Genomic DNA, 19,133 nt, shown 5'->3' on the forward strand with positions numbered 1-19,133 from the left:
TAAAGAGAGGTGTTTAAATGGATAAGCTTGAGAGATTTAAAGAGATAGAAAAGGAGATAAACTACCTTAAACACGCAACAGCTTTGATGAACTGGGATATGGAGACAATTACTCCAGAGGGAGCAAAGGAAAAGCTTTCTGACGCCATTACTTATTTTTCAACAAAGTGTTTCGAACTTATTACCAGTGATGAGCTTTTTGAGCTGGTTACAGCTCTTTCTGAGAAGGAAGAGTTCGATAAGCTTGATGATGTTATGAAGTTCGACATCAAGACTTACAGAGAGGATCTTGAGAAGTCAAGAAGAGTTCCAACTGACTTCTACCAGGAATATATAAAGACAATCACAACTTCATCTATTGCATGGCCAAAGGCTAAGAGGGCCAGCGACTTTAGTCTTTATGAGAAGCCTCTTACAGACACCATCGAGGCTGTAAAGAAAATGCAGAAGATCCAGAATCCTGACAAGGAAGTGTACGATTCTCTCATCGATGATTATGAGAAAGGTATGACAGCTGCTGAGATCGACAGAGTATTTGGTGAGCTACGAGAAGAGCTTGTGCCACTTCTTGAGAAGATCTTAGAGAAGCCACAGCCTGATCACAGCAAGTTTACAATGACTATCCCAGCTCACAAGCAGGCAGAGCTTTGCAAGTTCCTTGTGGAGTACATGGGAATGGATATGGACAGATTTGCCCAGTCAGAATCTGAGCACCCATTTACAACTAACATGAACAGTGATGATATCCGTATCACCAATCACTATCATGAGAACGATGTTATCCAGCCTATCTTTAGTGCCATCCACGAAGGTGGACATGCTCTCTTTGAACAGCATGTGGATTCAAAGCTAAGCGGTACCTCAGGTGGAACGATAAACCTAATGGGACTTCACGAAAGTCAGAGTAGGTTCTACGAGAACATTTTGGGTAGGAACATCAATTTCTGGAAGCCAATCTGGCCTAAGGTTCTTGAGATTGTTCCTGAGCTTTCTTCTGTGACACTGGAAGAGTTTGTAAGAGAGATCAACCATGTTCAGAACAGCTTTATAAGAACAGAGGCAGATGAGCTTACCTATTGCCTTCATGTTATACTTAGATATGAGATTGAGAGAAAGCTCTTTAACGGAGAGGTAGAGGTTAAGGATCTTCCAAAGCTTTGGGATGACAAGATGGAAGAACTTTTACACATCAGACCATCCAATGATGCCGAGGGTATCCTTCAGGATATGCACTGGTCAGATGGAAGCTTTGGATATTTCCCATCTTATCTTCTTGGCAGCATCTATGACGGAATGTTCTTAGAGGCTATGGAAAAAGAGCTTGGATCAATCGATGATATTCTGGCAAACGGGGAGATTGCCAAGATATCAGAATGGCTTAAGGTCAATATTCATCAGTATGGTTCAACAAGAACCTCTTCAGAGGTTTTGGAGGAGGTATGTGGACAGAAGCTTTCAGCTGCGCCACTTATCAGGTATTTTAAGGAGAAGTATACTAAGGTATATAATCTTTAATCTGTTTTGGGGAAGAGTGTATGAATGAAGAATTATTTCAGAAGATAAGTCGTGCCATGACGTTTCGCATGGGAACGATAATGAGTGTTATTCTTTGTTTGGTTGGGAATCTGGCAACAGGCTATTTTACTGTTGTTGGATATATTGTAAGTCTTTTGATCTGTTTGGCTATTACTTTTGTTATTGGATATTTCTTTCCAATAGGCAAGTTCCAGATAGATGCCTGCATGAAGCTTAAGCTTGTTCCAGGATCCTTTATGTGGAAATATGTATCAGGTCTTGTATCTGGCTGTATTCATACACCGATCCTGACCTTTACATCGGTGGGAGTTGCCTATGCCATGGCAATTAAGAAGACAGGCGGACTTGGAGCTATTTCTTTTATCAAGGTCTTTGTGATCACTTTTGCGGTGTGTTTCGTCATAGGGCATATCATTGATTTTATCTGTATGCCTATATTCCTGATGCAACAGTTCCGTAAATACGGCATTAAAGAACCTGGTTGCTAGAAATAACTTATTTTGGTAAAATCGGTTAGACTTTTTAATTTATAGAAAGAGGGTTTTATTTTGGAAAAGGTACTTGAGCTAATATCTAAAGAAGTAGGAGATGCTTTTGAGGCAGCTGGCTATGACCGCGAGCTGGGAAGGGTTACTATATCTAACAGACCTGACCTTTGCGAATATCAGTGTAACGGTGCTATGGCTGGTGCCAAGAAGTATGGCAAGGCTCCATTTATGATTGCAGATGATGTGGCAGCAAGGCTTGCTGGTAATGAGATGTTTGAGAAGGTTGAGTCAGTTAAGCCGGGATTTCTCAATATCGTAGTAAGCGGTGATTTTGCTAGAAGCTATATCATCAGAATGCTCCACGAGAAGCACATGGGAGTTACTATGCCAGGTCACGAGCCTACATATGTAATTGACTACGGCGGACCTAACGTAGCTAAGCCACTTCACGTTGGACACCTTCGTTCAGCTGTTATTGGCGAGAGTATCAAGAGAATCCTTAAATATACAGGAAACAAGGTAATCGGTGATGTTCACCTTGGAGACTGGGGACTTCAGATGGGTCTTGTTATCACAGGACTTAAGGAGAGAAAGCCGGATCTTTGCTACTTTGATCCTGATTACACAGGAGCTTATCCTAAGGAGGCTCCATTTACAGTATCTGAGCTTGAGGAGATTTATCCTGAGGCCAGCAAGAAGTCCAAGGAGGACGAGGACTTCAAGGCAAAGGCTATGGAGGCAACCAAGCTTTTACAGGATGGTTATAAGCCTTACAGAGCTCTTTGGCACCATATCCTTAACGTATCAGTAGAGGATCTTAAAAAGAACTATAAGAAGCTCAATGTAGATTTCGACCTCTGGAAGGGTGAGTCTGATGCTCACGAGACAATTCCAGGCATGGTTGAGTATATGAAGAGCCATGGCTATGCTCATGAGAGCCAGGGAGCCCTTGTTGTAGACGTTGCAGAGGAGACAGATACCAAGGAAGTTCCTCCATGCATGATTCTTAAGTCAGACGGAGCTTCACTTTATAACACAACAGACCTTGCTACTATCAAGCAGCGTATGGAAGAGATGCACCCAGAGGGCATCATCTACGTAGTAGATAAGAGACAGGAGCTTTATTTCACACAGGTATTCCGCTGTGCTCGTAAGACCAAGCTTGTTATGCCTGAGACAGAGCTTCATTTCGTAGGCTTTGGTACAATGAATGGCAGCGACGGTAAGCCATTTAAGACAAGAGAAGGCGGAGTAATGCGTCTTGAGAACCTTATCGCTGAGATCGACGATAAGATGTACAACAGAATCAAGGAAGGCAATCCTGATATCAGCGAAGAGGAAGCTAAGGACACATCTCACAAGATCGCTCTTTCAGCTCTTAAGTATGGTGACCTTTCCAACCAGCCATCTAAGGACTACATCTTTGATATTGATAAATTCACATCCTTTGAGGGAGATACAGGCCCATACATCCTTTATACTATGGTTCGTATCAAGTCTATCCTCAAGAAGTTTGAGGCAGAGGGTGGTAACGTTAAGGAAGCTAAGCTTGGTAACCCTGATAGCGACGCTATGAAGGCACTTATGCTTCTCCTTACAAGATTCGCAGACAGCGTAGAAGGCGCCGCTAAGGACCTTTCACCAAACAGAATCTGTGCATACATCTACGATTTAAGTAACGCATTAAATAGTTTTTATCACGGTACAAAGATTCTCGCAGAAGAAGACCCTGTCAAGAAGGAAAGTTACATTGCGTTAATCGCAATCACTCTCAAAGTATTACAGACCGGCATCGACCTTCTGGGCTTCGACGCACCAGAGCGTATGTAAGATAAGTGGTTAGTTATTTATCCGAAGCAACATACACACCATTCTTTTGCCGTCCTAAGGATATAACAATGAATGAAAAGCACATGTTCAGCAACAGGAAACTGCTCCTGTTGCTGATTCCTATTATAGCTGAACAGTTTCTGAATTCTCTTATGGGAATGGCCGACTCCATGATGGTTAGTAACGTGGGAGAGGCCGCCCTTTCAGGAGTAACCCTGGTGGATTCCATTAATAACCTGGTGATCCAGGCCTTTAATGCCCTTGCCACCGGTGGTGTCATCATTTGTTCCACCTACATTGGACAAAAAGATATTTTTAGAGCAAAAGAGGCCGCTAAGCAAGTGGCACTGGTATCTTTTTTTATATCAGTTGTTATTATGACCATATGCTTATCCGTGAGAATGCCCCTTCTTCACCTGATCTTTGGACAGGTAGAAAAGGATGTCATGGACGTGGCTGGTATCTATTTTCTTTTAACCATAATCTCATATCCTGGAATAGCCTTATCCGCTGCAGCCAGCGCCATATTCAGGGCTCAGTCCAATACTAAGCTTCCTATGAACGTAGCCATTGTTTCCAACATCCTTAACGTTGCAGGAAATGCCCTTTTAATCTGGGGCTTTGGCCTTGGAGTTTTGGGAGCAGCCCTTGCTACAATGCTTTCCAGGATTTTCTCAGCTGTAGTTCTTTTGTTCCTTCTAAGAAGAAAAGACAGGCTTATTCCTGTCAGGGATTATCTGCAGATCAGACCTGACTTTAGTAAGATAAGGACAATCCTTGCCATGGGTATTCCAAATGGAATCGAGAACTCCATGTTCCAGTTTGGTAAACTTGCGATCCAGTCCTCAGTATCAACCCTTACAACTGCGGCCATTGCGGCCCAGTCCATGACCACGATCTTTGAGAACGTCAACGGCGTGGCAGGTATAGGTGTTGGAATAGGCCTTATGACCATAGTTGGACAGTGTCTTGGAGCAGGCAGAAAGGATGAAGCGGTTTACTACACCAAGAAGATGATAGGCTGGGGCTACATCGCTATTTTGGCCAGCTGTCTCTTTGCCTTTGCGATTTCAGGCCCTGTTACGACTCTTGCGGGCATGAGTCCGGAAGCAGCCAGCCTTTGTCTTCATATGCTTCTGTGGATTACCATAGTTAAGCCTATCCTGTGGCCTACATCCTTTGTTACACCTTATGCCATGAGAGCAGCCGGGGATGTTAAGTTCTCTATGCTTGTGGCTACGCTTACCATGTGGCTTTGCAGAGTATCTCTTTCTACATACCTTATCAGAGTTGTGGGAATGGGACCTATGGGCGTGTGGATAGGAATGTTTGCGGACTGGGGAATCAGAGGCATCGTCTTTACTATTAGATTCAAGGGTATGAAGTGGATACACAAGGTGGTATAAACCTCAGTAACTGTTTTATTATTCTTTTTTTAGACTTATTTAAGAGCATTGGTGTTTTACTGGCAATATAATTTAATTAGACTCTTTACCGAGAATTATCAATCGGTAAAAGAACAAATAATTCCAGGAGGCACCTATGAAAAATACAAGGATCTGGCTAAATGTATTACTGGCTATATGTGTATTTTTTTCGACAGCTCTTTTAACAAGCTTCCCTTCCAGGGCAAGCGGGGATTTCGACCCGGTCTATTATGCCCAGAGATATCCGGATGTGGCGGCAGCTTATGGCAATGATCCGGTGGCATTATATGGCCATTATCTCAACTTTGGAATGAATGAGCACAGATTTAAGAATGCCCAGGAGGAAGCAGACAATCAGGCCTCTGACACCCTGGATACATATATTGATGTGGATATAGCTAATCAGACTGTTACTTACTATGTGGATGGAGTGGCAGTTCTTACATCACCCTGTGTAACAGGCCAGCCTGGAAATGGCCGCAGCACACCAACAGGAGTATTTCAGGTTCTTACCAAGATCCCTGGAAAGTACCTGGTGGGCCCGGATTGGAATGTATGGGTGGACAGATGGATGAGATTTACAGGGGCTGTAGGACTTCATGATGCCAACTGGCGCAGTAAGTTTGGAGGCTCAATCTATAAGAGCAATGGTTCCCATGGCTGCGTTAATCTTCCTTCAGATGTTGCAAAGCAGCTCTACGATATGGTAGAAATAGGAACAGCAGTAGTAGTTCATTAAAAGAGATTTTTGATCGGGAAATAGGGGAATGAAAAAAGTAAGGGAGTATGTGAAAGTAATACTGGCGATAGCCTTAGTGTATGTGGTGTTCTACGTAACAGGCATAGGCTGTCCCATTAAGTTCATAACTGGAATAAGTTGCATGGGCTGTGGAATGACCAGGGCGTACGTTAGCCTTTTTCGAGGAGATTTCCACAGCGCATTTGCGTTCCATCCTCTTTTCTTTTTACCTGCATTATGGGTGGTGATCTATTTATTTAAAGCCAAAATCCCAAAGAAAATCTATAAAGTATTAATTTTTTTGACATTATTTTTGTTTTTTGCTGTTTATCTCTTTAGATTATTCGACATTAGTGATACAATTGTGGTTGTTGAGCCGAAAAGTGGGCTCGTATATAAAATTTTGTATGGCATATATTCTTTTATCAGGCATAAGTAATTTCTAATGCTTAAGGGTATGATGCGTAGGAGGTAAAATGTTTTGTAAAAATTGTGGTACAGAGATACCTGAGGGAACAAAGTTCTGCCCTAAGTGTGGTGCATCTGCAGAGACATTAGAGCAGAAGATCAACGATGCAGCAAATGCAGCTAACAACGTTCTTAACGACGCTGAGCAGCAGCTTGGTAACGCTATTGATGATGTTACAGCCAGCTTCCAGAATGCAGCTAACAATGGTAACGGCAACTTCAATAACGGCAACTTCAATAACGGTTACAACAATGGTTATAACAATGGCTATGCTAACCCAAATCCTAACGGAATGGTTCCAGTCATGCCTCTTAAGACTGACAGAAGTCTTTTAATGTACATTCTTCTTACAATTGTTACATGTGGTATCTATTCATATGTATTCATCTACAAGCTTGCTAAGGATGTTAACACAGCCTGCGCTGGCGATGGTGAGGAGACAGCTGGTCTTGTTAAGTTCATTCTTCTTACAATGGTAACATGTGGTATTTATTCATGGATTTGGTATTATAAGCTTGGAAACAGACTTAACAACAATGCTCCAAGATATGGCATGGCATTCCAGGAGAATGGTACAACAGTACTTCTTTGGATGCTCTTTGGTTCATTACTTTGCGGTGTAGGTGCTTTCATCGCTTGGAACATCATCATCAAGAATACAAACGCTATCTGCGCAGCTTACAACAACCAGAACGGTTTTGCTCAGATGTAATCTGAAAGATCTTTGATCAGATAGTTAATAATCCCCCAAAGGGTCACTGCCTTTTGGGGGATTTTTTTAGTTTCTTCTTTATTATTATCGTTTTTTAATACTTTTTTTATTATATGAATGATAACGGTGCAATATAATAGAAGAGTACCGTATTTCGTTAATTTTGTGGGCGAAGCAATGAAAAAGAAGGACATATTACCTTACTTAAGGCGATTCTCTGTGCTTCTAGGCTCCATGTTCCTGGTGGCGGCAATTGCTATCCTTGGTGTTTCCGTAGCCAAGGAAAGAATGAATCCTTTGCCAACTGAACCGACCCAGGTCAAACATAGGGTCTTGTTTTTATGTTCATACAACCCACTCTATTTTACTTATGATGACCAGATCAGAGGTCTTGATAAGAGTCTTTATTCTAATGGTATCGAATACGACGTTATCTACATGGATACCAAGAATTATCCAGACGAAGATGAAAAAAGAGATTTCCATGATTTTATAAAAAGGCGCCTTGATAGAGACAGGCACTACGAAGCTGTTATTTTAGGTGATGATGATGCCCTTGTTTTTGGCATGCAGTATCAGTACGAGTTCTTTGATGGGCTCCCTATGGTATTCTTTGGCATAAACAATATGGAACTGGCTAAGGAAGCCCAGCTTCGCGATAATATGACAGGCTTTTATGAGAATGACTACCTTGCAGAGACCCTTAGTATGGCAGTTACCATGTTCCCTGAAAGGAAAACACTGGTGGCTCTTCATGACAGGTCTGCAGCAGGAGTTTCTGATAAGGAGATTTTCTATTCACTAAAGAATCAGTATCCTGACTGTATCTTTACGGATATAGATACCTCCTCAATGACAGAGGGTGCTCTTATTGAAAGGCTTAAATTCCTTGGCTCCGATGCAATTCTCTTTTACATGACCTGCTACAGCGATAAGTACGGTAATACCTATTCTATGCTGGATAGGACCAGTACTGTGGTCAATAACGTTAGTGTCCCTATATTCAGGAATTATTCCGGCGGAAGAGATATGGGAGTTGTTGGCGGAACCTACATGGACTTTGAAGCCCAGGCCTATGATGCAGGCATGGTGATAAGTGATGTCTTAAATGATGGAAAAGACATTGGTGATTATGAGCTTGATACTGAAACTAAGTACAAGAGCTATTATAGCTATCCAGCCCTTGTTAAGTATAAGGTAAGCTCTAAGGCATTCCCGGCGGATGCAGAGTATTACAAAAAGCCCCAGAGCATTATAGAGACCTTTGGAAAGGGACTTCCGGTGGCACTTCTTATCCTGGCCTCCTTAGTTCTTTTCATATTCTCTGGTGATATCGCCCTACGTTACCAGAAGCTGGCCAACGAGGAAATAAAGCAGTCAAGAGAAAAACTCAAGTATCAGGCTGAGCACGATGAGTTCCTAGACCTGCTAAACAGAAGGTCTACGGTTGAGTACCTTAGCAAGAACCTAGGCAGGAGCTCGGTTTATTCAATAGTTATGCTTGACATTGACGGATTTAAGAGCGTTAATGAAACATATGGTCATGATATAGCTGATAAGACCTTAACTATCCTGGCTAAGAGACTCAAGGACCTGTCGAAAAAGAGAAAGTACATTATTGGAAGATACGGCGGCGATGAGTTTATCCTTATGGTGCCAGATAAGAATCTCACAGAGAATTCTAACGAAATACGGGAAATCGTTGATGAATTCTGCAGGCCGATTCTCATTGGCGATGAGACGGTAGTTCTTTCTATAAGTGTGGGCGTATCCAATTCGGATGATGTCTATCCGCCTGAGCAGCAGCTTATCAATGCGGAGATTGCCATGTTTGAAGCCAAGGAAAAGGGCAAGAATATGGTATTTGTCTACACTGGTGAAATGAAGGAAAAGATCATCGAAGAGAACAGGATAAAGGGCTATTTCCATGATGCCTTTAGTAATGATGGCTTCTACATGGTATATCAGCCTAAGATTGACGCTAAGGAGCAAAAGGTGGTGGGCTATGAAGCTCTGGTCCGCATGAAGGACAACGCCGTTTCTCCAGCAGTATTTGTTCCTATTATCGAGAAGAATGGCTGGGTCACAAGGCTTGGAAGGCTCACAACAAGGCTTGTGGTGGAGCAGCTGTCGATCTGGAAGAGGGCAGGGAAAAAGATCTATCCTGTATCCATCAATTTCTCCAGCAAGCAGATCAATGACGTGGGCTATGCGGAGTTTTTGAGAGACCTTTTGGATGAGTTTAATATTTCTCCAAAGTATATTGAGATTGAGATAACAGAGAGTCTTCTCATGGAGAATTCTGCCCTTACAGAAGGATTGTTCGCAGATCTTAAGAAGATGGGCATAAAGCTTCTTTTGGATGATTTTGGAACAGGCTATTCTTCATTGGGCTATCTTATTTACATGCCTATCGATGACATCAAGCTGGATAAGAGCCTTGTGGATGCTTACCTTGTGGATGGCAGAGAGAATTTCATAAAGGATGTTATTTTACTTGTTCACGATATGCAAAAGACCATTACTGTGGAAGGCGTAGAAGAGAAGTGGCAGTACGAAAAGCTTCGTGAGTTTGGAGCAGATACTATTCAGGGATATTACTTTAGTAAGCCTCTTAAGGCAGAGGATGCTATAAGCTTTGAAACTAAGTTGGAAGGGTAACTATGAAGATTCTAAAGAAATGGCAGACTTGGATATCAATCTTCATATGTGTGGGTATTAACTGGATCGGTAAAACGGCGGTGATCCATTTTAGGCCGCCTCTTTGGCTGGATTCCATTGGTACCTGCGTAATTGCCTGCGCCCTTGGGCCAGTTCCGGGGGTAGTCTGCGGTATTATATCCAACATAGTTAATACCTGGGCAGATCCTAATGCCATATATTACATGCCTGTTTCCGTTGCTATAGGTATCGCTGTAGGACTTTTATATCCTTCTAAAAAGAGAAATCTTGCTTTCCATATCATTTCTGTTGGTGTATTTACTGGCTTTATGGCAGCTGTTTTATCTACTCCAATTAACCTTGTTATGTACGAGGGAAATACAGGTAATGATTGGGGAGATGCCCTTATGCACATGCTTTCTGCAGATATAAGGGTTCCTTTCATTAATACCTTCTGTGGTCAGAGCTTTATTGACGTGCCGGATAAGACGTTTTCTGTGGTTCTGGCAGTTGGAATAATGTGGTTCTTCAAAAAGATATTTGGCATTAACAAAAAGAAGCTTGGGCTGGCAGTAGCTATTCCTCTTATGGTAGCTCTTTTACCAGCATCAGACGTAGAGGCTGTGGATCTGGCGGCAGAATATGCAGGAAAGATCTATGATACAGAGGACGGTCTTGCCTCAATTGAGGTTAATGCCCTTGCCCAGACCAACGACGGTTATATCTGGGCTGGAAGTTATTCCGGATTGTACAGGTACGATGGTTACAAGTTTAGAGAGATGGATCTGGATGACAGAATCCAGAGTGTAATGAGTCTCTTTGTGGATAGCAAAGGCAATCTGTGGATCTGCACCAATGACAGCGGTGTTGCCTGCTATAATCCTGAGACGGAGGCTTTTGAAATGTATTCTACGGAGGATGGGCTTTCCTCCAATGTTATAAGGGATATTACTGAGGATAATAAGGGTAATATCTACGTTGCTTCTATTGGGGAGCTTTGCATCATTGATACAGACAGGAATATCAGGACCTTCAAGGAAAAGAGCTTTCTTAATATCGATAAGGTATGCACCAGCGGAGAGAATGTGGCTGCACTAAGGCATGACGGCAATATTCTCATAATCAAGGACGATTCGGTGCAGTATTATATTGGTGGTAATTATACAGCCATTGCCCCACAAATGAACGGTGATTTTGTACTTGGAAATGCTGAGAACCAGACTGGTACCCTGAGACTCAGCAATGGCGGAACCAACATTATCAACAAGTATTACACGGATAATACGATGTTCTGCAATCAGCTTATCTATTCAAAGGATTACGATGGATACTTTATTGCAGACGAAAACGGCCTTGGATTTATTTCTAACCAGGGTGTATTTACCAACCTTACAGAGGATGGCTTTGATAGTTCAATTAACGACGTTATCATAGATTATCAGGGCAATATCTGGTTTGCCTCCAGTAAGCAGGGAATCAAGCGCTATACCTGGAATCCTTTTGAGGACATATTCCTTCGTGCTGACCTTAAGGGAGAGGTGGTTAACAGTGTAGTCGTCCGTGATGGTCTTTTGTATGTGGCTACAGACTCTGGACTTAAGACTATTGACCTTAAGACCTACTATTCAGTGCCTATTCCTTATCCTGAGATTCTTAAGGGTGCCCGCATACGGGACGTTATCTGCGATAGCAAGGACAATCTGTGGTTCTGTACCTATGGCGAGTACGGACTTGTAGAGCTGACCCATGACGGACAGATTGTTTACTTTAATACTGAGAGTAAAGGAGCCCTTGGAAAGAAGTTCCGGACCTGTACAGAACTTTCAGATGGAACTATTGTAGCTTCCACAGAGGCTGGTCTTAACTTTGTTAAATATGGCAGAATAGTTAAGACTCTGGGAGAAAAGAATGGAATAAACGCCACAGTCATTAACCTGGTTGAGGATGATAATGGAAGACTCATGGCAGGTACTGACGGTGATGGAATATACATCATTGAGAACAGAGAGATCACTGGAAGAATTGGCGAGGAGGATGGCCTTAATACCCTTGTGGTAATGAAAATCGTGCCTTGTAAGGGTGGATATATCTTTGTTACCAGCAATGCTCTTTACTATTACAGTCACGGCGCCATCAGAAAGCTTGAGAACTTCCCATATAGCAACAATTATGACGTCTATGTGGCAGAGGATGACAATGCCTGGATCCTGTCCAGTGCCGGTATCTATATTGTCAATGTAAAAGAGCTAATTGGTGACTGGGACTATAACTATATCCTTCTTAACAGAAGTAGAGGCTTGTCTTCATCCCTTACGTCAAATGCCAGATACACTGTTAAGAGCAATATGCTGTATCTATGTTGCACCGACGGAGTAAAAAGAATCAATATCAACAACTATAATTCCTTTAATCAGGACTTTTTGCTTAAGGTATCCAACTTAACTGCGGGAGATACCAGAATTGGACTTACTGACGGCGTTTACGTTATTCCTCCTACATCAAGCCGTATCCAGTTTGATGTTGGTGTGCTTAACTATACCCTTTCAAACCCACTACTTCATATCTATCTTGAGGGAGCAGAGGATGAGGGTGTTACCTGCTATCAGAATGAGCTGCAGTCGCTGTCTTTTACAAACCTTCCATTTGGTGAGTATACGCTGCATGTTCAGGTTCTTGATGCTACGGGAACCGTGGTGCAAAGGGATGAGAAATTCCCTGTGATAAAAGAATCCCAGCTGTTTGAGAGGGGCTACTTTAAGGCGTATCTATATTTTGTATGTTTCCTGTTCATTCTCTATGTGGGCTGGGCTATTGGTTATATCATTCAGAATGCCCATAGTCTTGAGAAGTGGCAGAATGAGGCTTCAAGGGATCCTCTTACAGGCCTTTATAACAAGAGAGGCGCTAATAAAGAGATGATAAAGGCTTGCCAGACTGAGAGTGGTATTCTCATGATCCTTGATCTGGACAGCTTTAAGCCTGTTAATGATATCTTCGGCCATGACCTTGGTGACAGAATGCTTATCAGTATGGCTCAGATGATGAAGATCTGCACAAGAGAAGAGGATATTCTTGCTAGGATAGGCGGCGATGAGTTCGTAGTATTTTTAAAGAACGCAGACAGGGAAGAGGTAATTCAGGATAAGACACTGTTTCTTAATACTGAGATGGTCCGCGCAGCCAAGACCTACATGGGCGATGACATTAATATTCCTATCGGTGTATCCGTGGGAGCGGTTAGAGTACCTGCAGAGGGAAGAGACTATGAAGATCTGCTTAAAAAGGCAGATAAAGCTCTTTATACAGTTAAGAACAACGGTAAGCACGGTTACAGTATCTATGATTCCGTAGGAGGTGCGTCAGAATTAGTTGATGCCTATGGAAAGGGCGGCATTACCGGCCTTGTAAAGATATTGGATGAAAGAACTACGCCAGAACATCCATACAGACTTGATTACAACAGCATCCAGGATGTATATCGCATACTTAAGAGGCTCCAGAAGGGGAGAGAAAGAAAGGCTGACTTTATCCTTTTGGAAGTAAAGAATGAAAACAGCGATCAGTATCCTATAGAAATTCTGGAAAAATTCTATGATCTTGTGGATAACAGTCTAACTCCAAGGGATATTTACTGTATTGATGGAAAAACCAAGATAATCATCATGAGTGATATTGAGGGTATGGGAGCAGATATATCCTTTATTGATGAAATAGAGAAGAAGTGGGCTCAGGATGAGGAAGTAAAGGGCTTTGTCATGACCTGTGAGAAGGTAAAACTGTAAAAAAGAGCAAAGAAAAAACCGTACAAGGAATGTACGGCCTGTGGGAGTAGCGAGAGGGGGATTCGAACCCTCGACACCGCGGGTATGAACCGCGTGCTCTAGCCAACTGAGCTATCTCGCCATGTGTCTTATGTTGTGTCCGGCTGAATCAGCCGACCAACATAATATACCTCTAATTGGGTTATATTGTCAACACATTTTTTACCACTTTTTATTATAATTTTCGAAGAATTTTTATATAGTGATTTTTTGAACGATGTTGCATTTAAGTGCTTTTGAAAAGAGAGGGTATTATGAGGGAAAAAAGTAGGATAACAAGGTTGATTGCGGTGCTGCTGGTTGCATTCATTGTACCATTTACATTTGGTACAAAGGTCTATGCAAAAGAGAGTACTCTTTTATCAGCAGATATGAAAAATACTGTGTTAGCTCTTTTTACAGGGCTTAACTACGATAATCTGGACTATCCGGCCCTTTATGGAAATGCATGGTATGATGAGGATGAGGGCATAAAGGCCGGAGTCTTTGGGTTCTCCACAAAGAGCGGCGACCTTTTAGAGGTGATAAGGCTATATGAGAGCCTTAAGCCAGATAATGAGCTTAGTAAGTACATAACAAGGCTTGAGACAGTTAAGGATACTCAGGCTGTGATGGATCTTGGGGATGCCTTTATTGAGGATATAGGAAAGGCTTCTGAGGATCCGGAGTTTATACAGGCCCAGGATCTGATGGCTCAGGAACTGTACCTTTCTCCGGCTTTCCAGTATGCAAGTGCTGATGGTCTGGGGATTCTTGGACAGTTTATCTATCTGGATGCCATTGTTAATCACGGTCTTTCTGAGGATGAGAACAGCTTTGATGGCATAAGGATCATGGCTCTTAAGGCAGCAGACCTTCCACTTAACGGCGGAAGTGAGGCAGAGTATTTAAAGGCCTTTTTGTACGCTCAGAAGAACCTGGAGCTGTCACTTGGAAAGGATGATAATGCCCTTAGACTTGATACACTGATGGGCTTTGTGGATGCCAATAATTTTGAGCTTGCTACCCCAATAAAGTGGGGAGATGATACAGGAATCTATTACATTACAGACGAGGACTAATACAGAAAAGAGGACATTATGTGGGCATATGAAACTAGTTTTTATCAGATCTATCCATTGGGCTTTTGTGGAGCACCCTTTGAAAACGACGGGAAATTGGAGCACAGAATTCTGAAGGTTCTGGACTTTATTCCCCATCTTAAAAAGCTTTCAGTGGGGGCTGTTTTATTCAACCCTGTCTTTGAGTCAGATACCCATGGCTACAACACAAGGGATTATAAAAAGATTGATTGCCGTCTTGGAACAAATGAGGACTTTAAGAAGGTCTGCGATGCTCTCCATGAGGCAGGAATAAAAGTGGTGCTGGATGGAGTGTTCAACCATGCCGGAAGAGGCTTCTTTGGATTTAAGGAGGTCCTTGAAAAGAAGTGGGATTCTCCCTATAAGGACTGGTTTAATATAAGCTTTGACGGAAACAGCTGTTATAATGACGGCCTTTGGTATGAGGGCTGGGAAGGCAATTACGATCTGGTTAAGCTTAATCTTCAAAATCCTGAGGTGACTCATTACCTCCTTGAGAGCGCTAAGTTCTGGGTGGATGAATTTGGAATCGATGGACTAAGGCTTGATGTGGCCTATTGTCTTGATCCTGAGTTCATAAGGAGGCTTCGAAGCGAGTCTTCATCCTGGAAAGAGGATTTCTTTTTAATGGGAGAAATGATCGGTGGTGACTACAACAGGATCATGGGAGATGATCTCTGCCACAGTGCCACCAACTACGAGTGCTATAAGGGAATGTATTCTTCTTTTAACAGCATGAATATGTTTGAGATCGTCCATTCACTTCTTCGTCAGTTTGGACCGGAAAATTGGACGTTGTATAGAGGAAAACATCTGTTATCTTTTGTGGATAATCACGATGTATCAAGGATTGCCAGCGTTCTTAACAATGAGAATCACTTAAAGCTCATCTATGCCCTTATGTTTGGAATGCCTGGAATTCCTACCATCTACTATGGCAGTGAGTGGGGAGAGAAGGCAGATAAATCCCAGGGAGATCCAGCCCTTCGTCCATGCTTTGATAAGCCTAAGTGGACTGAGCTTACTGACTATATCGCAAGGCTCTGCAAGGGAAGAAATGGCTCTAAGGCCCTTAGCTACGGTGATTTTAAGTCGCTGCTTCTTACAAACAGGCAGTGCATCTTTGAAAGAGAAGCAGAGGATGACAGGGTAATAGTTGTTATAAACGCTGATGAGAACCAGTTCCACGCTGATTTTAATGCAAGGGCCGGTAAAGCTACAGACATGATAACAGGCGCTGAGATAGATTTTGGAGGCGGCCTTGATATACCAGGATATACCGCCTATCTTCTTCAGATCTAAAGCTATCTAATAACGCTTGATATAAGGCAAAGTTGTTGTTGACCACAGGTTTTTATATTATAATTTATCTATGGAAATACGTACACCTATTGTTGCAATAATGACACTTAGCATATTGCTTGTTGTGTACCTTAGAAATTCTGTTCCGAAGGTTGCTTCTGCAAGAATTTTCTTTGGTTTTCTTGTTGCGTCTTTTCTTAATGCCTTTGCAGAAATAGCAGAGTGTGCGGTGTTTATCTATCTCAACAATTCGTTTTTTGTACTAAGAAAAGCAGCACAGATCTTTTATTGTTCCACCATTATCATCTGCGCTTATCTTATTACCTGCTATGTATATTCCAAGGTTACGAGAAGAATTCTGGTGTCCAACTGGGTAATAGCTCTTGGTGGAATTCCAGCTCTTGTGGCCATCATAATGCTGTTTGTAGGCGATGTGAGCTTTGCAAGAAATATTGATGGCCTTTATTACAACTATGGTTCAGCCATCAATTTTGCATATTTTGTTGGCCTGTTCTATGTTCTTGTGGGCTTTTTTGTAATTATCGTGTTCAGGAGCAGACTTGGAGGGGGAAACTTCAGAGTCCTTCTTATAGGCTTTATTATCTGGGCTTCCATGGCATATTATCAGTATTCAGGCCATGGACTTCAGGTTTCTGCCATGGCTATCATGGCAATGTCGCTTATCATCTTCATCTGTATAGAGAATCCCAAGGGCTTTTATGAAAAGCAGATACCAAATATCCTTAACAGGGATGCTTTTAATACGATGATCAGCGAGAAGTATGCCGGCTCCAGGACTTTTTATATAATGGCTGTTATTTTTACAGGAAAGACCAATGTTCTTTCTAGTAATGACAGGCAGAACCTTTATGATGAGCAGAGCAGAATAGGCAGAATGATAAACAATGCCCTTAATAACTGCGGAGTATATCTTTTTAACTGGAATACACTGGTTTTCCTGGTTCATAACCCTGCCAATGTGGAAACGGCTATGAATCTGATCCATAACAAGGATAACTCCATTGATGCCAGCTACAGAAAGACCTTTTGCCTGATGGAAGCTCCTAAATATGCCAAGGGAGCTGACGAGGCGGTACAGATACTAAGTTACCTTTCCGGAGAATATGTTTTCACACAGTCTTCGCCAAATCTTGTTATTGACGATGCTGTGGTGGATAAGATGATATTTAGAAACAACATCGAGGATATCGTAAGACAGGCAGTTAGAGATAAGGCCTTCGATGTGTATTACCAGCCAATCCTCAATGTTAAGGAGGGGAATTTCTCATCGGCGGAGGCTCTTGTAAGACTTAAAAGACCTGACAATGAAAGGTACATCTCACCTGAAGACTTTATTCCGATTGCTGAGAAATGCGGAATGGTCCACGATATTGATGATATTGTATTTGAAAAGGTTTGCTCTTTTATCTCTAGAGAAAAGCTTTCAAGCTACGGAATCAAGGTTATTGAGGTTAACTTATCTGGAGTTGAGGTGGTGGACCCAAGAACCTATGACAGACTAATCCACAAGATGGAGAAGTACAACATTCCGCCTAATTTCATTAATTTCGAGATCACGGAGACCTCCTACATCAACAACGATGAGGCATTTAAGGAAAATGTGAGAAAGCTTAAGAACATGGGATCAACCTTCTCCATGGACGACTTTGGATCAGGCTACTCCAACCTTTTGGAGATACTTAAGATGGATTACATGCTGGTCAAGATGGATAAAGAGTTTGTGTGGAACTGTCTTGATGAAGGAAAGCCAGAGAACATGAGAATGCTAGAATATACCATAGGCTTCCTTAAGGACTACGGCCTCCATATTCTCGCAGAGGGTGTTGAGAATATAGAACAGGCCAAGCTCCTTATTGATAAGGGTGTTGAGTATTTACAGGGCTTTTACTATTCAAGACCTATACCAGAGGATGAATATATTGAGTTTTTGAAGGCACAGAAGGGCATATTTAACAAAGGAGACTGATTATGAACGAAGGATTGTACGAAGCGGTTTTTTGTTACGGTGAGAACAAGGTAGATCCATTTGCTAACACAAATGCCGATTTTGCCAGAATCATCTCTGATATGAGACTTGTTGGCTATGATATCAACGCAGTCAACGTGGCTCAGCAGATCATGCTTGAACAGTTGGATACTCTTTTAAAGACCAAGAACCAGATCCTGGAGCTTGCTATGGATCTTGAGAACAGAGATGACTTCTGCAGGGAGAAATATGGTCTATCCTATAAGGACATAGATGCCCTGGATCCTCAGCATGATATCGAGTGGGATATCAAGAGCGGAAAGGTTATCTTTTTCCTTGGCCACGAGGCTAAACATAAAGAAGAAGCATATATGACCCTGTTTAAGAAGGCAACAGATGCCTTTGTTCAGAAAACAGGCTTCGAGTACGTGTCACTATGACGGTGCTTGAAACAGATAGGCTGATATTAAGGGGCTGGCTGGATTCAGATGCGGACAGCCTCTTTAAGTATGCCCAGGATGAGAGAATAGGACTAAACGTAGGCTGGGAGCCCCATAAGAACGCCGCCTATTCCAGGGCTGTCATAAGGACAATTCTGTCCACCAAGGAATCCTATGCCATTTGCCTTAAGGGAAATGGCAATGAGCCCATAGGCAGTGTGGACCTGACCTTTGCAGACCGCAGCGTAAAAGAACTATCTCAAAATGAGGCAGAGCTTGGCTTCTGGGTGGGAGTTCCCTTCTGGGATCAGGGCTACGCCACAGAAGCGGTCAGAGAAATGTTACGATATGGCTTCGAAGACCTGGAACTAACCACAATATATTGCGGATTCTTTACAGGAAACCACAAATCGGAGAGAGTTCAGGAAAAATGCGGGTTTAAGTACCATCACACCAATGAAAGCGTCTATATAACAATGCTTAACGAAAATCGTCAGGAGCAAGTAAACTTCCTTACTAGAGAAGATTGGAGGACACAAAAAAGTCACAATTTTTAACGAGAATAAGTATTACAAAAAACGTAATAATGTGGTATAATCTATCTATATCGAGGTCGCATAGAATTCCGGGGAATGTTGCG

At 42.3% G+C, this 19,133-nt stretch carries 14 protein-coding genes and 1 tRNA gene; 14 read left to right on the forward strand and 1 reads right to left on the reverse strand.

Annotated elements, in window-relative coordinates:
• Window positions 1-17 precede the first annotated feature (17 nt).
• From T541_RS0104935 to T541_RS0104980, 9 genes are all read left to right on the forward strand, one after another.
• Complete coding sequence (locus T541_RS0104935) at window positions 18-1,514, forward strand: carboxypeptidase M32 (protein ID WP_026651641.1); 1,497 nt, start codon at window positions 18-20, stop codon at window positions 1,512-1,514.
• A gap of 20 nt (window positions 1,515-1,534) precedes the next feature.
• The gene (locus tag T541_RS0104940; RefSeq protein ID WP_155839463.1) at window positions 1,535-2,023 is read left to right on the forward strand and encodes a hypothetical protein; all 489 of its coding nucleotides are present in this window, start codon (window positions 1,535-1,537) and stop codon (window positions 2,021-2,023) included.
• Between the two features lie 60 nt (window positions 2,024-2,083).
• On the forward strand, window positions 2,084-3,853 hold the full coding sequence (argS, locus tag T541_RS0104945; protein WP_026651643.1) for an arginine--tRNA ligase: 1,770 nt from the start codon (window positions 2,084-2,086) through the stop codon (window positions 3,851-3,853).
• A gap of 68 nt (window positions 3,854-3,921) precedes the next feature.
• Window positions 3,922-5,259 carry an MATE family efflux transporter gene (locus T541_RS0104950; RefSeq protein ID WP_026651644.1) on the forward strand — a complete coding sequence of 446 codons (1,338 nt, stop codon included), beginning with the start codon at window positions 3,922-3,924 and terminating at the stop codon, window positions 5,257-5,259.
• A 136-nt stretch (window positions 5,260-5,395) separates the two neighbouring features.
• The gene (locus T541_RS0104955) at window positions 5,396-6,019 is read left to right on the forward strand and encodes a L,D-transpeptidase (protein ID WP_026651645.1); all 624 of its coding nucleotides are present in this window, start codon (window positions 5,396-5,398) and stop codon (window positions 6,017-6,019) included.
• 28 nt (window positions 6,020-6,047) lie between these two features.
• On the forward strand, window positions 6,048-6,458 hold the full coding sequence (locus tag T541_RS0104960; protein ID WP_026651646.1) for a DUF2752 domain-containing protein: 411 nt from the start codon (window positions 6,048-6,050) through the stop codon (window positions 6,456-6,458).
• A 37-nt stretch (window positions 6,459-6,495) separates the two neighbouring features.
• Window positions 6,496-7,200 carry a DUF4234 domain-containing protein gene (locus T541_RS0104965; protein WP_026651647.1) on the forward strand — a complete coding sequence of 235 codons (705 nt, stop codon included), beginning with the start codon at window positions 6,496-6,498 and terminating at the stop codon, window positions 7,198-7,200.
• 177 nt (window positions 7,201-7,377) lie between these two features.
• Window positions 7,378-9,861, forward strand: a complete 2,484-nt coding sequence (locus T541_RS0104975) for a bifunctional diguanylate cyclase/phosphodiesterase (RefSeq protein ID WP_197025141.1) — start codon at window positions 7,378-7,380, stop codon at window positions 9,859-9,861.
• Window positions 9,862-9,863: 2 nt separating this feature from the next.
• Window positions 9,864-13,643 (forward strand): diguanylate cyclase domain-containing protein, encoded by a 3,780-nt coding sequence (locus T541_RS0104980; protein ID WP_026651651.1) that lies wholly within the window; start codon window positions 9,864-9,866, stop codon window positions 13,641-13,643.
• A gap of 47 nt (window positions 13,644-13,690) precedes the next feature.
• Here T541_RS0104980 and T541_RS0104985 read toward each other — a convergent pair.
• Window positions 13,691-13,764, reverse strand: a tRNA-Met gene (locus T541_RS0104985).
• A gap of 172 nt (window positions 13,765-13,936) precedes the next feature.
• On the opposite strand from T541_RS0104985, the gene T541_RS18855 reads away from it, so the two are divergent.
• The 5 genes from T541_RS18855 (at window position 13,937) to T541_RS0105010 (ending at window position 19,050) form a co-directional block, all read left to right on the forward strand.
• Complete coding sequence (locus T541_RS18855) at window positions 13,937-14,743, forward strand: chitosanase (protein WP_051538096.1); 807 nt, start codon at window positions 13,937-13,939, stop codon at window positions 14,741-14,743.
• Between the two features lie 18 nt (window positions 14,744-14,761).
• On the forward strand, window positions 14,762-16,066 hold the full coding sequence (locus T541_RS0104995) for an alpha-amylase family glycosyl hydrolase (protein WP_026651652.1): 1,305 nt from the start codon (window positions 14,762-14,764) through the stop codon (window positions 16,064-16,066).
• A gap of 70 nt (window positions 16,067-16,136) precedes the next feature.
• Window positions 16,137-18,053: an EAL domain-containing protein gene (locus tag T541_RS0105000; RefSeq protein WP_081779859.1), complete on the forward strand. Its 1,917-nt coding sequence runs from the start codon at window positions 16,137-16,139 to the stop codon at window positions 18,051-18,053.
• A 2-nt stretch (window positions 18,054-18,055) separates the two neighbouring features.
• On the forward strand, window positions 18,056-18,493 hold the full coding sequence (locus T541_RS0105005) for a hypothetical protein (RefSeq protein WP_026651654.1): 438 nt from the start codon (window positions 18,056-18,058) through the stop codon (window positions 18,491-18,493).
• On the forward strand, window positions 18,490-19,050 hold the full coding sequence (locus T541_RS0105010) for a GNAT family N-acetyltransferase (RefSeq protein ID WP_026651655.1): 561 nt from the start codon (window positions 18,490-18,492) through the stop codon (window positions 19,048-19,050). The genes T541_RS0105005 and T541_RS0105010 overlap by 4 nt, the downstream gene beginning before the upstream one ends.
• Window positions 19,051-19,133: the final 83 nt, after the last annotated feature.

Source organism: Butyrivibrio proteoclasticus P6B7 (assembly GCF_000622085.1).
In the GTDB taxonomy this organism is placed as follows: domain Bacteria; phylum Bacillota; class Clostridia; order Lachnospirales; family Lachnospiraceae; genus Butyrivibrio; species Butyrivibrio proteoclasticus_A.

Excerpts from the sequence above, each read along its gene's own strand:
- T541_RS0105005 (WP_026651654.1), top strand. The coding sequence starts at position 18,056 with ATGAACGAAGGATTGTACGAAGCGGTTTTTTGTTACGGTGAGAACAAG.
- T541_RS0105010 (WP_026651655.1), top strand. The coding sequence starts at position 18,490 with ATGACGGTGCTTGAAACAGATAGGCTGATATTAAGGGGCTGGCTGGAT.
- T541_RS0104995 (WP_026651652.1), top strand. The coding sequence starts at position 14,762 with ATGTGGGCATATGAAACTAGTTTTTATCAGATCTATCCATTGGGCTTT.
- T541_RS0104950 (WP_026651644.1), top strand. The coding sequence starts at position 3,922 with ATGAATGAAAAGCACATGTTCAGCAACAGGAAACTGCTCCTGTTGCTG.
- T541_RS0104955 (WP_026651645.1), top strand. The coding sequence starts at position 5,396 with ATGAAAAATACAAGGATCTGGCTAAATGTATTACTGGCTATATGTGTA.
- T541_RS18855 (WP_051538096.1), top strand. The coding sequence starts at position 13,937 with ATGAGGGAAAAAAGTAGGATAACAAGGTTGATTGCGGTGCTGCTGGTT.
- T541_RS0104935 (WP_026651641.1), top strand. The coding sequence starts at position 18 with ATGGATAAGCTTGAGAGATTTAAAGAGATAGAAAAGGAGATAAACTAC.
- T541_RS0104980 (WP_026651651.1), top strand. The coding sequence starts at position 9,864 with ATGAAGATTCTAAAGAAATGGCAGACTTGGATATCAATCTTCATATGT.
- T541_RS0104965 (WP_026651647.1), top strand. The coding sequence starts at position 6,496 with ATGTTTTGTAAAAATTGTGGTACAGAGATACCTGAGGGAACAAAGTTC.
- T541_RS0105000 (WP_081779859.1), top strand. The coding sequence starts at position 16,137 with ATGGAAATACGTACACCTATTGTTGCAATAATGACACTTAGCATATTG.
- T541_RS0104975 (WP_197025141.1), top strand. The coding sequence starts at position 7,378 with ATGAAAAAGAAGGACATATTACCTTACTTAAGGCGATTCTCTGTGCTT.
- T541_RS0104940 (WP_155839463.1), top strand. The coding sequence starts at position 1,535 with ATGAATGAAGAATTATTTCAGAAGATAAGTCGTGCCATGACGTTTCGC.
- T541_RS0104960 (WP_026651646.1), top strand. The coding sequence starts at position 6,048 with ATGAAAAAAGTAAGGGAGTATGTGAAAGTAATACTGGCGATAGCCTTA.